Genomic DNA, 13,398 nt, shown 5'->3' with positions numbered 1-13,398 from the left:
ATACTCTCGACGGTCTCAGTTCACAGCGGACGTCGCTTCGACATGACGCGGTAATGTCACCCGAATACGGGTGCCGCGTTGGCTCTGAACATCAGCCGGGCTGTCGATGGTGATTTGTCCATAATGCTCTTCAACGATGGAATAGACCAGTGCAAGGCCCAGGCCGGTACCTTCACCCGGGTCCTTGGTGGTGAAGAAAGGTTCGAACAATCGGTCCATGATGCTCGAAGGTATTCCGCTGCCTTCGTCTTCCACGATCAGGTCGACCGTGTGCTCGCCGGCTTCGCTTTTGACGCGCACCGCGCTGCCGGGAGGCGAGGCGTCGCGGGCGTTTGAGAGCAGATTGATCAACACCTGTGCCAGACGCTGCGGGTCGCCTTCGACCCAGTGGTCCGGATCGCACAGGTTGTAGAACTGCACTTCGAAATTGCGTCGGTTCAATGCCAGCAGGCCAATGGCGTCCTGGGCGACTTCGGCCAGGCAGACGGGCTCGTCGCTGTGCTGATGGCTGCCGGCATGGGCGAAGCTCATCAGCGACTGGACAATGCGCGATACGCGTTTGGTCTGCTCGAGGATCTGACCACTGATTTCCTTGAGTTCGCCATCTTCTTCGCGCTCTTCGCGCAGGTTCTGCGCCAGGCAGGCGATCCCGGTGATCGGGTTGCCGATTTCATGGGCCACGCCAGCCGCGAGGCGACCGATGCTGGCCAGGCGCTCCGAGTGCACCAGTTTGTCTTCGAGCATCTGGGTTTCGGTCAGGTCTTCCACCAGTAACACCAGGCCACTGTTACCCGGTGCAAGCGGTTCGTCGATCGCCGCCTTGTGCAGGTTCAGCCAGCGGGTTTGACCGTCGAGGGCCAGATGCTGCTTGTGCAAGTGTTCGTCCGGTACGTTGATGAAGCCCTGCAGCAGTTCTTTCCACGGGGCCGCAATGGTGCTCAAGCGCGAACCGACCACGCGTTGCGCGGCGATCCCGGTCAACTCCTCCATGGCTTTGTTCCACATGAGGATTTCCTGGTCCTTGGCCAGGGAGCAGACGCCCATCGGCAATTCCTGCAGGGTCTGTCGGTGATAGCGGCGCAGCGCATCGAGCTCGGCGGCCAGGCCGGTCAGGCGAGAGTGGTAGTCCTCGAGGCGGCTTTCGATGAAGTGGATGTCTTCGGTGACGTAGTTTTCACCGCCCGCCTTATAAGGCAGGAACGTCTCGACCATGTCCTGGGCCACGCTCGGTCCCATCAGGCCCGAGAGGTTGGCTTCGATCCGGTCGCGCAAGCGGCGCAAGGCGTAAGGCCGACGCTCGTCGAATGGCAGGTAGAGGTCACGCAGGGCTTGCTCGACCTCTTTCTGCGCGGCCTTGGCGCCCAAGGGCTTGGCCAGTTGCGTGGCGAATTCCTGGGGGGAGGCGGCGTGCAGTTCACGGCGCTGCGGGCGACGCACGTTGTCTACGGCGCAGGCTTCGGCGGCGCTGGCCTCTTCGGTGCTGGCGTTGGTGAACAGCGAGATCAGGGTGAACATCAGTACGTTGGCCGCCAGCGAGGCGATTGCGGCCATGTGCCAGCTCGTATCGTCCAGCACATAGATCATGTTCAGCAGCGGAATGTAGAAGCCCTGCAGGTTGCCGACCAGCGGCAGCAGCATGGTCACCAGCCATACCAGAATCCCCGCCAGCAACCCGGCGATGAAACCGCGGCGGTTGGCAGTCGGCCAGTACAGGACCGAGAGTACGCCCGGCAAGAACTGCAAGGTGGCCACAAAGGCGACGATGCCGAGGTTGGCCAGGTCTTGTTCGGCGCCCAGCAGCAGGTAGAAGCCATAGCCAGCCATGATGATCGCGACGATCAGCGCCCGGCGCGTCCATTTCAGCCAGCGGTAGATGTTGCCTTCGGCCGGAGGCTGGTACAGCGGCAATACCAGATGGTTCAGGGCCATCCCCGACAGCGCCAGGGTGGTAACGATGATCAGGCCGCTGGCGGCGGACAATCCGCCGATATAGGCCAGCAGCGCCAGGGCCTTGCTGTTGGCGGCGATGCCGATACCCAGCGTGAAGTATTCCGGGTTGGTGGTGGCGCCAAGTTTCAGGCCGGCCCAGAGAATCAGCGGAACTGCCAGGCTCATCAGCAACAGGAACAGCGGCAGGCCCCAGCTTGCGCTGACCAGCGAGCGCGGGTTGAGGTTTTCGGTGAAGGTCATGTGGTACATGTGCGGCATCACGATCGCCGAAGCGAAGAACACCAGCAGCAGCGTACGCCACGGGCCTTCCTGCAGCGGTGTATGCAAGGCGGCGAGGGCGGTCTGGTTTTGCAGCAGCCACAGTTCGAGCTGTTGCGGACCGTCGAATACGCCATAAAGCGCATACAGACCAACGCCGCCGATGGCGATCAGCTTGATCACCGATTCGAAGGCAATCGCGAACACCAGGCCTTCGTGCTTCTCGCGAGTGGCAATGTGCCGGGAGCCGAAGAAAATCGTGAACAGGGTGATCAGGGCGCAGAAACTCAGGGCCACGCGATGTTGCACCGGTTCGCGAGTGAGGATCCCGATGGAGTCGGCTACCGCCTGAATCTGCAGCGCCAGCAATGGCAGCACGCCGATCAGCATGAAAATCGTGGTCAGCGCGCCGGCCCAGGTGCTGCGGAAGCGAAACGCGAACAGGTCCGCGAGGGACGACAGCTGATAGGTGCGAGTGATTTTCAGGATCGGATACAGCAACACCGGCGCCAGCAGGAATGCCCCGGACACACCGAGGTAGCTGGACAGGAATCCGTATCCGTACTGATAGGCCAGGCCCACGGTGCCGTAAAACGCCCAGGCGCTGGCATAGACGCCCAGCGACAGGGTGTAGGTGAGCGGGTGGCGAATGATCGCCCGCGGGATCATGCCCCGTTCGCTGATCCAGGCTACGCCAAACAGCACCGCCAGGTATGCGGCACTGATCAGGATCATCTGGGTCAGGCTAAAGCTCATCGGCATCTTTTTGGCTCTGCAGGATGAAGGTCACGACGATCAGGATCAGCCAGAGCAAATAAGGCCGGTACCAGGCGCCAGTGGCGTCGATCCACCAATCCATGATGGCCGGGGAAAACAGGTAAATCCCCACTACCAGGAGCAGGACCAAGCGATAGATGTACATCCCGGCCTCTCTTTTTTATGCGCGTGCCCGAAAACGTGCGGCGATGGTAACGGATGGGTGCGCCACTGCAAGCAAGATCACTGTAGCTGTGCCTCGGGCAGGCTCAGTGTGCGCGGGATCAACATGGCATCCCAGTGGGCGATGCCCCAGTTCAGCACTTCCCGTGGCGTGGCGTAAGCCAGTTCGTTGCCGGGGTTCTGCCCGAGTGCGCGCAAGGCACGCAGCAGCAACGGCGTGGCCTGGTCTGCGGTGAGCGGTGGAGAGCGATAGGATTTGCCGAGTTTGTTGCCATCGGGCTGGGTGATCAGCGGGATGTGCAGGTAACGCGGTTGCCGCAGGCCGAGCAACTCCTGCAGATAGAGCTGGCGCGGGGTGGAGTCGAGCAGGTCGGCGCCACGCACGATGTCAGTGATGCCTTGCCAGGCATCGTCCAGCACCACGGCCAGTTGATAAGCGTATAGCCCGTCGCGGCGACGGATCACAAAATCACCGACATCCCGGCCCAGGTACTGGTGGAATTCTCCCTGCACCCGGTCGATGAAGTGGTAGTCCAGTTCAGGTACGCGAATCCGAATCGCCGCATCTTCGGTGCCGTGCCCAGCATTGCGGCACAGTCCCGGATAGATGCCGTGGTAGTGCTCCAATTGTTTGCGCGAGCAGGTGCAAGCGTAGGCCAGGCCCTGACTGAACAGGCGATTGAGTACTTCGGCGTAGGCATCGTGGCGGTCGCTCTGGCGGACCATCTCGCCATCCCACTCGAACCCGTAACTCTCCAGAGCCTTGAGAATCGCCGCCTGAGCGCCGGGTTCTTCACGGGGAGGGTCGAGATCTTCCATGCGCATCAGCCAGCGGCCGCCGACCGAGCGCGCATCGAGATACGAGGCCAGCGCCGCGACCAGCGAACCGAAATGCAAGTGGCCACTGGGCGTGGGGGCAAAGCGCCCGATGTAGGTGGGGGAGGTGATGACGGTCATATGGGCGATGTTATTTGGTCGGGAGAGGCGCATATCAAGCTGCAGGAGTGAGCTTGCTCGCGAAAAAACGTCTGTACACCGCGAGTCGTCAAGCGGCGCGCGTTATCGTTGTCGTCCATTGCGAGCAAGCTCGCTCCTGTACAGAAACAAAAACGGAGCGTTCGCACGCTCCGTTTTTCGTTCAAGTCGCAATTACTTGCCGACTTGCTTTTCCTTGATTTCCGCCAGTGTCTTGCAGTCGATGCACAAGTCAGCGGTAGGGCGTGCCTCAAGGCGCTTGACGCCGATCTCGATGCCGCAGGATTCACACCAGCCGTACTCTTCGTCTTCGATCAGTTGCAGCGTCTTGTCGATCTTCTTGATCAACTTGCGCTCACGATCGCGGGCTCGAAGCTCGAGAGCGAACTCTTCTTCCTGGCTGGCACGGTCTGCCGGGTCAGGGAAGTTGGCCGCTTCGTCCTTCATGTGGTCCACAGTCTTGTCGACACCTTCCATCAGCTCTTTTTTCCACTGGTTCAGAACCTTGATGAAGTGCTTGCGCATGGGCTCGCCCATGTACTCTTCGCCAGCTTTCTGAACATAGGGCTCGAAGCCGCTGATCGCCTGATTCGCTTGTTGCTTTGCTTGGGTGGACATGAAATAGACCGCCTCTACTCTTGTAATCCATCTGCGCAGGATTGCTCCATCACCGACACCTGCCGGCCCTGCGGCTGCAAGCGGGCGAACTTACCAGATCAAATCAGACCGCGCTACTCCCGGATGTCGAGCCTGCGGCCCGTGGGGCTTGCAAAGGCCGGCAAAGCGCGGTCTGGTGGTTCTGGAGCGCTGCTCAAGTAATGATTTTAGTCAAACCCTGGGGGCTCGTATGAGTTGTTTTTGGCCTGGTTGTATGGCGTGTGACCGCTTTAGGTTCTCGCTCGTTCCTGTGCTTGGGTAGAATCGGTTCTTTTCCCCGTTGAAGGAAGGCCAATGGCTCAGTCCTACAGTGCCCGCAGTCGTGCGATCGAACCTTTCCATGTCATGGCGTTGCTGGCGCGTGCCAATGAATTGCAAGCGGCCGGTCATGATGTGATTCACCTGGAAATCGGTGAGCCGGACTTCACCACCGCCGAGCCGATCATTCGCGCCGGCCAGGCAGCGCTGACAGCGGGGAAGACCCGTTACACCGCCGCACGCGGCATTCCCGAATTGCGTGAGGCCATTTCGGGCTTTTATCAGCAGCGTTATGGCCTGAACATCGACCCGCGGCGGATCCTCATCACGCCCGGCGGCTCTGGTGCGTTGTTGCTGGCCAGTGCGTTGCTGGTCGACCCGGGCAAGCATTGGCTGCTGGCGGACCCGGGTTACCCGTGCAACCGGCATTTCCTGCGCTTGGTGGAAGGCGCCGCGCAGCTTGTTCCAGTCGGCCCTGAGGTGCGTTATCAACTGACCCCGGGTCTGGTCGAGCGGCATTGGGATCATGACAGTGTCGGCGCGCTGGTAGCGTCACCGGCCAACCCGACCGGGACTATTTTGACCCGCGACGAGTTGGCCGCGCTGTCGACCTCGATCAAGGAGCGTCACGGTCATCTGGTGGTGGACGAGATCTATCACGGCCTGACCTATGGCACCGATGCGGCCAGTGTGCTGGAAGTCGATGACAGTGCCTTTGTCCTTAATAGTTTTTCGAAATATTTCGGCATGACCGGTTGGCGTCTCGGCTGGCTGGTCGCGCCGGATGCCGCCGTCGGTGAGCTGGAAAAACTCGCCCAGAACCTCTACATCAGTGCTCCGAGCATGGCGCAGCACGCTGCGCTGGCATGCTTCGAGCCTGCAACCATTGAGATTCTGGAAGAACGCCGCGCCGAGTTTGGTCGTCGTCGGGATTTCCTGCTTCCCGCCCTGCGGGAACTCGGCTTCGGGATTGCCGTTGAGCCGGAAGGGGCGTTCTATTTGTATGCCGATATCAGCAAGTTCGGCGGTGATGCCTTCGCGTTCTGTCGCCACTTCCTCGAAACCGAACATGTTGCGTTTACTCCGGGGCTGGATTTCGGTCGTTACCAAGCCGGGCATCATGTGCGATTCGCCTACACACAAAATCTTGAGCGTTTGCACGAGGCGGTCCAACGGATTGCTCGCGGTTTGCGGAGCTGGCAAGGCTGATGCGTTTCCATCCGCCACTCGAAGAAGGTCGACTGATTCGTCGTTACAAGCGTTTTCTCGCCGATATCGAAACCGTTAGCGGCGAGTTGTTGACCATTCATTGTCCGAACACGGGTTCGATGCTCAATTGTCAGGTCGAAGGCGGGCAGGTCTGGTTCAGCCGCTCCAATGATCCCAAACGCAAGTTGCCGGGAACATGGGAAGTGGGCGAAACCCCACACGGACGGCTGTTTTGCGTGAATACCGCGCGGGCCAACGGACTGGTGGAGGAGGCGCTTCGCGGCGGAGTCATCGCTGAGCTGGACGGCTTCACCGGTCTTAAGCGCGAGGTTGCCTACGGCCAGGAAAACAGCCGGATCGACTTTCGTCTTGATTACCCGGGTGGACCGGCCTTTGTGGAAGTCAAAAGTGTCACGCTGGGTTTCGACGGCTCATCGGTAGCCGCGTTTCCCGATGCAGTGACGCAGCGAGGGGCCAAGCATTTGCGTGAATTGGCGCATTTGGCCCGAGACGGAGTTCGGGCTGTGCAGTTGTACTGCGTGAACTTGACCGGTATCGATGCTGTACGTCCGGCTGAAGAAATCGATTCTGCTTACGCCGCGGCGCTGCGTGAGGCCGTGGCGTGCGGGGTCGAGGTGCTGGCGTACGGTGTGCGATTGACTCACGAGGAAATGAGGGTTGATCGGCGTCTGGAGGTGTTGCTCGGTGATTAAAGGCTGATCCAGAGGCCTTGTGCGTCCTCGCGGCAATCGATGCGCTTCAGCGATTGTCCCGCACAAGGCCCGGCCACGCATTCGCCGTTCTCGATCAGAAACAGGGCGCCATGAGTGGCACACTGGATCAAGCTGTTGCTGGGGTCGAGAAACTGGTCCGGGGTCCATTCCAGCCCGACGCCGCGGTGCGGGCAGCGATTGACATAGACGTATACCTGGCCGGCCCGGCGTACGGCGAAGAGCTTCTGGCCATCGATTTCGAACCCGCGGCTGGAGGCATCGGCCAGCTCGGTACTGGCACAAAGAAATTTCATGTCCATCCTCAGGTTTTGTCGCTCATGTGCAGATAGACCCGAGCCGACGTTCAAAAATGCAAACAACTGATCAAGTGGCGCATGTCTATGCCTGATGCAGTGGCTTGCTGCCTAGGATACTGGGTAGCTCCTGCTTTCTCCCAGGCAAAAAAAGACCCGGCATGAGCCGGGTCAAATAACCGTGATTAGCCTGATGAGGAGATAATCTGAGAGTCCGAACCAAGGGCTGTCCAGAATATCGACCAGTCTCGCGACCAGTTGCGTTAATAATATCGATTATCATTATCAAGTCAACCGGTCATTTCTCATTTGTTTGAATCCTGTCGATTGCCTGCTGTAAATCCCGATAAACGTTCAGCTTTAATGTGGCGTTTTCAGCGCGCTCAACTGTGCGACCTGCTTGTTAAGCAGGTCGATTCGTCGGGCCATGCTGTTGATCAGGCTGCTGGCGATTTTTGGATTGCTCTGGGCCAGGCTCATGAACTGATCCTTGGGAATACGCATGATGGTGCTCGGCTCACTGGTGACAACGCTGGCGTTGCGCCTCTCACCGGTGAATACCGCCATGGCACCGAAAATTTCTTCCTTGGGCACTTCGCCGACTTTCAGTCCGTCGACAAACGCTTCGGCATGCCCCTCAATGATCACGAGGACGTGGTCCGCCTCGTCGCCTTGCCGGATCAATGCTTCGCCACTGGCGACACGCTGGAAACCATGAGTGCTGCGAAACTCCGGCTGTTTCAGGCGTGCGACTGCGTCGGACAGCAAAGCGGTCTGCCCTGCCATGTATTGCAAGAACAATTCCGAGCGCCGGGGATCGGCATAGATGTGCTGGAACACCGCGGATCGCAAGTAGGGCGTCAGCACCAGCGGGTTATCACTGCGCAAACGACAGCGCGGCAATTCCATATCCTGACGCAGGCCGATGAGATCCCCCTCGTGAAGATAGAACAGGGCGCGATGGTTGATGCATCCATGCAGTAGCCCGTTCTCCAGCATGAACAGCTGATCGCTGGGTAAGGCGGCGCCAAGGTCTTCGACAGCGGAAAATTCCAGGGAAGGACCGCAAGGAGCCAAGCCTTCCAGTAGCCGAGCAGGAATGTTTTGCAGTCGATTGATCAGTGCGTCGGCGTAGGCCGGTTGTTCCCCGAGTAGGTACATGGCGAGCGGGCTCGTTCAGTTTTTGTGGCGTGACGAGATAGCTTCCAACTGTTTGTTCAGGGCTTCCTTGCGTTCGGCGGGAATGTCGTTCCAATGCACGTCCATCAGGGCGCCTTCGATTGCATATAACAACACCTTCGACGCCCGGAACCCCCGCGTACGCACGGCCCGATAAGCGTCCACCGCCCCCAGGCGACGCAAGTCCGAGGCGCTGTGGATGCCCACGGCATGCAGCCACTGCGCCGACGTCTTGCCAAGATTCTTCAGGTGTTGCAATTCATCATTCATCAAGCCTCCTTGCGATGGCCGAATGGTGCGTAGGTAAGCTTCTGAGGAGTGTAGCCATCAGCAGGAAAAGCGTTATTGTTTGGTCGTTTTCGACGCAAACGCTTCTAAGCGGCAGATAGCTGCAAGGCAGGCATTTGAGTGAGTTCGTCGGGAAAAGACGCGGAACAGGCAGGATTTTCGGTCAATAAACCCACAGTCCAGCGCGAAGCGGGGGCGCTGGACTTGTCAATTTATACGGGCGATCAGCGAGTGCGATAACGCAAGCGTGTGCCGAAATTCATAGACATCAAAATCTCGTCAGCACTCAGTTCTGCCGGAAAGTAAGTCCCGGAGATCTGCGCGTGGGCCAGGCTTGCGCCTTCAAGCGAAGCGTTGCGAAAGTCGATGCCGCGCAAGTCGGCGGAGCGGAAATATGCATCGGTAAAGTCGACGCCGTCGGCGTTCAACTCACGCAGGTCCAACCCTCGGAAATCACCGCCTACCATGTCGATAGGTCCATCCTTGGGGCGCTCTTTGTTGAAGCCCGTGATGTCATCTTTGTGCAGTAAGGCATAAAGCGGGGTGTCGAGAAGTTTGGGATGGCTCATGTCATATCACCTGTTGGTTTTATGACGCCAGTATAGTGCCAGTATTTGACAGCCGTGAAGCCGGCGATGGCTTCACGGCTCAAATACTTCCCTACAGGCCCGGCAAGCGTTGACGAATCTGCTCCACCACGGTGTCCAGGGTTCCGCTTTCATTGGTCTGGACGCGTTTGCTGCAGAGAATTTCTGCCGGCGTCAGTGCTTCGCGACTGGCTTGCTGGGCTTCGATCACGGCCAGCGTAGCGTCAGACGGGTCCTTGTTATCCGCCTGGCGCAGGGCCAGCCAACTTTCGATCACTGCCTGCGGAGCGTTGCAGTCGAGGATCAGAAACGGAGTGCCAGTGGCCTCGGCGACCTTCGCCGCGCTTTCGCGCTGTGCACGCTTGAGGTAAGTGGCATCGATCACTACCGGGAAGCCCGCGTGCAGGATCACGCGGGCAATTTCGTGCAGGCGGCTGTAGGTCGCTGCGCTGGCATCAGCACTATAAATACCGGCCTGCACGTCATTCTGAACGGTCTGCTCGCCGAACAGACGTTTGCGTTCGACGTCCGAACGCAAGCGAATCGCCCCCAGTGCTTCCACCAGGCGCATGGCCACGTGACTTTTGCCGACAGCGGAAACGCCGTGGGTGATGGCCATGAAGCGCGAAGGAATGGTGCTGTAGCTTTCCGCCAGGTTGGCGTAGTTACGGTACTGGCGCAGCGTGGTGGCACGCTGTACCGCAGTGGCGTCGGCCGGCATGCTGAACAGGGCGACCTTGGCGCGAACCAATGCACGGTAGGCTTTATAGAAGTTCAGCAGTTCCAGGCCCTGGTAATCGCCTGTCAGCTCCAGGTATTGGCTGATGAATCGCCGTGCCAGGCTTTTCAGGCCACGGTCCTCGAGGTCCATCGCCAGGAAGCCGGTGTCGGCATACACGTCCGTGAAGCGGAACGGCTCGTTGAATTCGATGCAGTCAAAGATCACGACCTTGCCGTCGATCACCGTGGCGTTGCCCAAGTGGATGTCGCCGTGGCATTCACGGATGAACCCTTCAGCCTTGCGCTGGGCAAACAGCGGCTTGAGGCGTTCGAAGCTGGTTTCAGCCCAGGCTTGCAAAGCTTCCAACTGCTGGAGGTCGGCCTTGTCGCTGAGGAATGGGCGAATTTGTTCGAAGTTTTGTCGTACTGGCGCCATGACGCTGTCCGGTGTGCCTGCGTCGTGTTCGGCAGGGACTTTCGGCGCGTTGAGGTGGAAGCGGGCGATCTGCTCAGCCATTGCATCGATGTGCGCTGGCGTCAGTTCGCCATTGGCTTGCAGGGTGCTGAGCAACTGGCTCTGCGGGAACTGGCGCATCTTCAGGGCGTATTCGACGACCGGACCGTCGCCGCCCAGTTGCGGGGCCTCGGCGCTGCCGGTAATCGGCAACACTTCGAGGTAAAGATCCTGAGTCAGGCGCTGGTTGAGGCGCAGTTCTTCACCACAGAAATGCTTGCGGGCCTCAAGGCTGGTGAAATCGAGGAAGCCGAAGTTCACCGGCTTCTTCACCTTATAGGCATAAGGGCCGGTAAGCAGAACCCAGGAAATGTGGGTCTCGATAAGCTGGAACCCCTCTACAGGATGCGGATAGAGGGCCGGGTTTTGCAGGGCGGCGATCAGGGACTGGCTCACTGGCGATCCTTCAGAGTCTGGAAAAATACAGGCCGTCATTATGGCGGCTGGCCAGCCTAACGCAATCTCGGAGGGCTCCTGTTGAGTATGAATAAAGTGCGTATAATCCGCCGCCATGACTCGTACTCGATCTCCCCGTACCCCTAAAAAACCACCTTCCAGAGGCCTGCGCCCCTGGCTGGGCTGGGCCCTTAAACTCAGTCTGGTCGGCCTGGTGGTGCTGGCCGGGTTCGCGGTTTACCTCGATGCCATTGTGCAGGAGAAGTTTTCCGGCAAGCGCTGGACCATTCCGGCCAAGGTATACGCGCGTCCACTTGAGCTGTTCGTCGGACAAAAGCTGAGCCGGGATGACTTTCTCACCGAACTCGACGCCTTGGGTTATCGCCGTGAAAGCGTGGCCAATGGCCCCGGTGCGGCCTCGGTCAATGGCAACACCGTTGATCTGAATACCCGTGGCTTCCAGTTCTATGAAGGCATGGAGCAGGCGCAACCGGTACGTGTACGTTTTTCCGGCGACTACGTCGCTGAATTGTCGGCGACCAGCGGTGCGAAGCTGTCGGTAGTGCGCCTTGAGCCGTTGCTGATTGGTGGCTTGTACCCGAAAAACCTCGAAGACCGGATTCTGATCAAGATCGATCAGGTGCCGCCGTACTTGCTCGACACCCTGGTGGCCGTTGAGGACCGTGACTTCTATCACCACTTTGGTGTGTCGCCGAAGTCGATTGCCCGTGCAATCTGGGTCAATGGCTCGTCAGGCCGGATGCGCCAGGGCGGCAGTACCCTGACGCAACAATTGGTCAAAAACTTCTACCTGACCAACGAACGCAGCCTGAGCCGAAAACTCACCGAGGCCATGATGGCTTTGCTGCTGGAGCTGCATTACGACAAGCGTGAAATCCTCGAGGCTTATCTGAACGAGGTGTTCATCGGTCAGGACGGCCAGCGTGCGGTGCATGGTTTCGGTCTGGCCAGCCAGTTCTTCTTCAGCCAGCCATTGTCCGAGCTCAAACTGCATCAGGTTGCATTGCTGGTGGGCATGGTCAAGGGGCCTTCGTCCTACAATCCGCGGCGGTACCCGGAGCGCGCGCTCGAGCGACGCAATCTCGTGCTCGATGTCTTGCAGGAGCAGGGAGTCGCCACCGCCGAGCAGGTCGAAGCCGCGAAGAAGATGCCGCTGGGCGTGACCAAGCGTGGCAGCCTTGCGGACAGCTCGTTCCCCGGCTTCCTCGACCTGGTCAAGCGTCAGCTGCGTGAAGACTATCGTGACGAAGACTTGACGGAAGAAGGTCTGCGCATCTTCACCAGTTTCGATCCGATCCTGCAGATGAAAGCCGAAGCCTCGGTCAATGACACCTTCAAACGTCTGGCAGGGCGCAAAGGTTCTGATGATGTCGAGGCGGCCATGGTCGTCACCAATCCGGAAACCGGCGAAGTCCAGGCCATGATTGGCAGTCGTCAGGCCAGTTTCGCCGGGTTCAACCGTGCTCTGGATGCTGTGCGGCCGATTGGCTCGTTGATCAAGCCGGCGGTTTATCTGACAGCGCTGGAGAAGCCGAGCCAGTACACGTTGACCAGTTGGCTGTCGGACGAATCCTTCTCGGTCAAAGGTGCGGACGGTCAGGTCTGGAAACCACAGAACTACGATCGACGGTCTCATGGCACGGTTTTCCTTTATCAGGGGTTGGCGCATTCCTACAACCTGTCGACCGCACGTCTGGGGCTGGCGGTGGGTGTACCCAATGTTCTGAAGACGCTGGGGCGCTTGGGTGTCAGTCGCGAGTTTCCGGCATTCCCGTCCATGCTACTGGGCGCGGGAGGCATGACGCCGATCGAAGTGGCAACCATGTATCAGACCCTGGCCAACGGTGGTTTCAACACGCCGATGCGCGGGATCCGCAGTGTTCTGACCGCCGAAGGCGAACCGCTCAAGCGTTACCCGTTCCAGATTCAGCAGCGTTTCGATCCGGCTTCCATTTACCTGATCCAGAGCGCCATGCAGCGTGTCATGCGTGAAGGCACCGGCAGCTCGGTCTACAACGTGTTGCCGAAAACCTTGACCCTTGCAGGCAAGACCGGCACCAGTAACGATTCGCGGGACAGTTGGTTTGCCGGTTTCAGCCAGGACTTGCTCGCGGTGGTGTGGCTGGGGCGCGATGACAATGGCAAAACGCCGTTTACCGGCGCTACCGGTGCCTTGCAGGTCTGGACCAGCTTTATGCGCAAGGCCGATCCACTCCCACTGGACATGCCGCAGCCGGACAATATCGTTCAGGCCTGGGTCGATTCGCGCACGGGACAGGGCTCTGATGCCAACTGCCCAGGCGCTGTACAGATGCCGTATATTCGCGGCAGCGAACCGCCTCCCGGCGCCGCTTGCGGTGGCGAAAGCCCCGCTTCCGGCGAAACGGTGATGGATTGGGTCAAGGGCTGGATGAATTAAG

General features: G+C 59.4%; 12 protein-coding genes. 3 read left to right on the top strand and 9 right to left on the bottom strand.

Annotated features, from left to right (window positions below; genetic code table 11):
- Positions 1-15: 15 nt before the first annotated feature.
- From GQ39_RS20695 to dksA, 4 genes are all read right to left on the bottom strand, one after another.
- Positions 16-2,970 carry a sensor histidine kinase gene (locus tag GQ39_RS20695; RefSeq protein ID WP_161793941.1) on the bottom strand — a complete coding sequence of 985 codons (2,955 nt, stop codon included), beginning with the start codon at positions 2,968-2,970 and terminating at the stop codon, positions 16-18.
- On the bottom strand, positions 2,954-3,130 hold the full coding sequence (locus GQ39_RS32600) for a hypothetical protein (RefSeq protein ID WP_003176118.1): 177 nt from the start codon (positions 3,128-3,130) through the stop codon (positions 2,954-2,956). The genes GQ39_RS20695 and GQ39_RS32600 overlap by 17 nt, the downstream gene beginning before the upstream one ends.
- A gap of 77 nt (positions 3,131-3,207) precedes the next feature.
- Positions 3,208-4,104: a tRNA glutamyl-Q(34) synthetase GluQRS gene (gene gluQRS, locus GQ39_RS20685; RefSeq protein ID WP_047533313.1), complete on the bottom strand. Its 897-nt coding sequence runs from the start codon at positions 4,102-4,104 to the stop codon at positions 3,208-3,210.
- A gap of 192 nt (positions 4,105-4,296) precedes the next feature.
- Positions 4,297-4,740, bottom strand: coding sequence for an RNA polymerase-binding protein DksA (gene dksA / locus GQ39_RS20680; RefSeq protein WP_047533311.1), 444 nt, complete (start codon positions 4,738-4,740; stop codon positions 4,297-4,299).
- A 333-nt stretch (positions 4,741-5,073) separates the two neighbouring features.
- Between dksA and GQ39_RS20675 the strand changes: the two genes are divergently transcribed.
- Both GQ39_RS20675 and sfsA read left to right on the top strand, forming a co-directional pair.
- Entirely contained in the window at positions 5,074-6,246 is a 1,173-nt protein-coding gene (locus GQ39_RS20675; protein WP_047533308.1) for a pyridoxal phosphate-dependent aminotransferase, read from the top strand.
- Positions 6,246-6,959, top strand: a complete 714-nt coding sequence (gene sfsA, locus GQ39_RS20670) for a DNA/RNA nuclease SfsA (RefSeq protein WP_047533304.1) — start codon at positions 6,246-6,248, stop codon at positions 6,957-6,959. The genes GQ39_RS20675 and sfsA overlap by 1 nt, the downstream gene beginning before the upstream one ends.
- Here sfsA and GQ39_RS20665 read toward each other — a convergent pair.
- The 5 genes from GQ39_RS20665 to GQ39_RS20645 form a co-directional block, all read right to left on the bottom strand.
- Entirely contained in the window at positions 6,956-7,273 is a 318-nt protein-coding gene (locus GQ39_RS20665) for a Rieske (2Fe-2S) protein (RefSeq protein WP_047539073.1), read from the bottom strand. The genes sfsA and GQ39_RS20665 overlap by 4 nt on opposite strands.
- A 360-nt stretch (positions 7,274-7,633) precedes the next feature.
- A complete protein-coding gene (locus tag GQ39_RS20660; protein ID WP_047533301.1) occupies positions 7,634-8,434 on the bottom strand; it encodes a Crp/Fnr family transcriptional regulator in 801 nt (266 codons plus the stop codon).
- 15 nt (positions 8,435-8,449) lie between these two features.
- Positions 8,450-8,722: a TfoX/Sxy family protein gene (locus GQ39_RS20655; protein WP_007971093.1), complete on the bottom strand. Its 273-nt coding sequence runs from the start codon at positions 8,720-8,722 to the stop codon at positions 8,450-8,452.
- A gap of 242 nt (positions 8,723-8,964) precedes the next feature.
- A complete protein-coding gene (locus tag GQ39_RS20650; RefSeq protein ID WP_047533298.1) occupies positions 8,965-9,309 on the bottom strand; it encodes a pentapeptide repeat-containing protein in 345 nt (114 codons plus the stop codon).
- Positions 9,310-9,400: 91 nt separating this feature from the next.
- Positions 9,401-10,957 (bottom strand): bifunctional aminoglycoside phosphotransferase/ATP-binding protein, encoded by a 1,557-nt coding sequence (locus GQ39_RS20645; RefSeq protein ID WP_047533295.1) that lies wholly within the window; start codon positions 10,955-10,957, stop codon positions 9,401-9,403.
- Positions 10,958-11,072: 115 nt separating this feature from the next.
- On the opposite strand from GQ39_RS20645, the gene mrcB reads away from it, so the two are divergent.
- Positions 11,073-13,397 (top strand): penicillin-binding protein 1B, encoded by a 2,325-nt coding sequence (mrcB, locus tag GQ39_RS20640; RefSeq protein ID WP_047533292.1) that lies wholly within the window; start codon positions 11,073-11,075, stop codon positions 13,395-13,397.
- Position 13,398 lies beyond the last annotated feature (1 nt).

The sequence above is a fragment of the Pseudomonas sp. 11/12A genome, from assembly GCF_000800055.1.
GTDB classification, from domain to species: Bacteria; Pseudomonadota; Gammaproteobacteria; order Pseudomonadales; family Pseudomonadaceae; genus Aquipseudomonas; species Aquipseudomonas mohnii.
Note: the sequence above shows the minus strand (reverse complement) of the source record. Positions and strands in the feature narration are given on the sequence as shown.

Coding starts and splice junctions, on each gene's coding strand:
- GQ39_RS20695 (WP_161793941.1), bottom strand. CDS start 2,970: ATGCCGATGAGCTTTAGCCTGACCCAGATGATCCTGATCAGTGCCGCA.
- GQ39_RS32600 (WP_003176118.1), bottom strand. CDS start 3,130: ATGTACATCTATCGCTTGGTCCTGCTCCTGGTAGTGGGGATTTACCTG.
- gluQRS (WP_047533313.1), bottom strand. CDS start 4,104: ATGACCGTCATCACCTCCCCCACCTACATCGGGCGCTTTGCCCCCACG.
- dksA (WP_047533311.1), bottom strand. CDS start 4,740: ATGTCCACCCAAGCAAAGCAACAAGCGAATCAGGCGATCAGCGGCTTC.
- GQ39_RS20675 (WP_047533308.1), top strand. CDS start 5,074: ATGGCTCAGTCCTACAGTGCCCGCAGTCGTGCGATCGAACCTTTCCAT.
- sfsA (WP_047533304.1), top strand. CDS start 6,246: ATGCGTTTCCATCCGCCACTCGAAGAAGGTCGACTGATTCGTCGTTAC.
- GQ39_RS20665 (WP_047539073.1), bottom strand. CDS start 7,273: ATGAAATTTCTTTGTGCCAGTACCGAGCTGGCCGATGCCTCCAGCCGC.
- GQ39_RS20660 (WP_047533301.1), bottom strand. CDS start 8,434: ATGTACCTACTCGGGGAACAACCGGCCTACGCCGACGCACTGATCAAT.
- GQ39_RS20655 (WP_007971093.1), bottom strand. CDS start 8,722: ATGAATGATGAATTGCAACACCTGAAGAATCTTGGCAAGACGTCGGCG.
- GQ39_RS20650 (WP_047533298.1), bottom strand. CDS start 9,309: ATGAGCCATCCCAAACTTCTCGACACCCCGCTTTATGCCTTACTGCAC.
- mrcB (WP_047533292.1), top strand. CDS start 11,073: ATGACTCGTACTCGATCTCCCCGTACCCCTAAAAAACCACCTTCCAGA.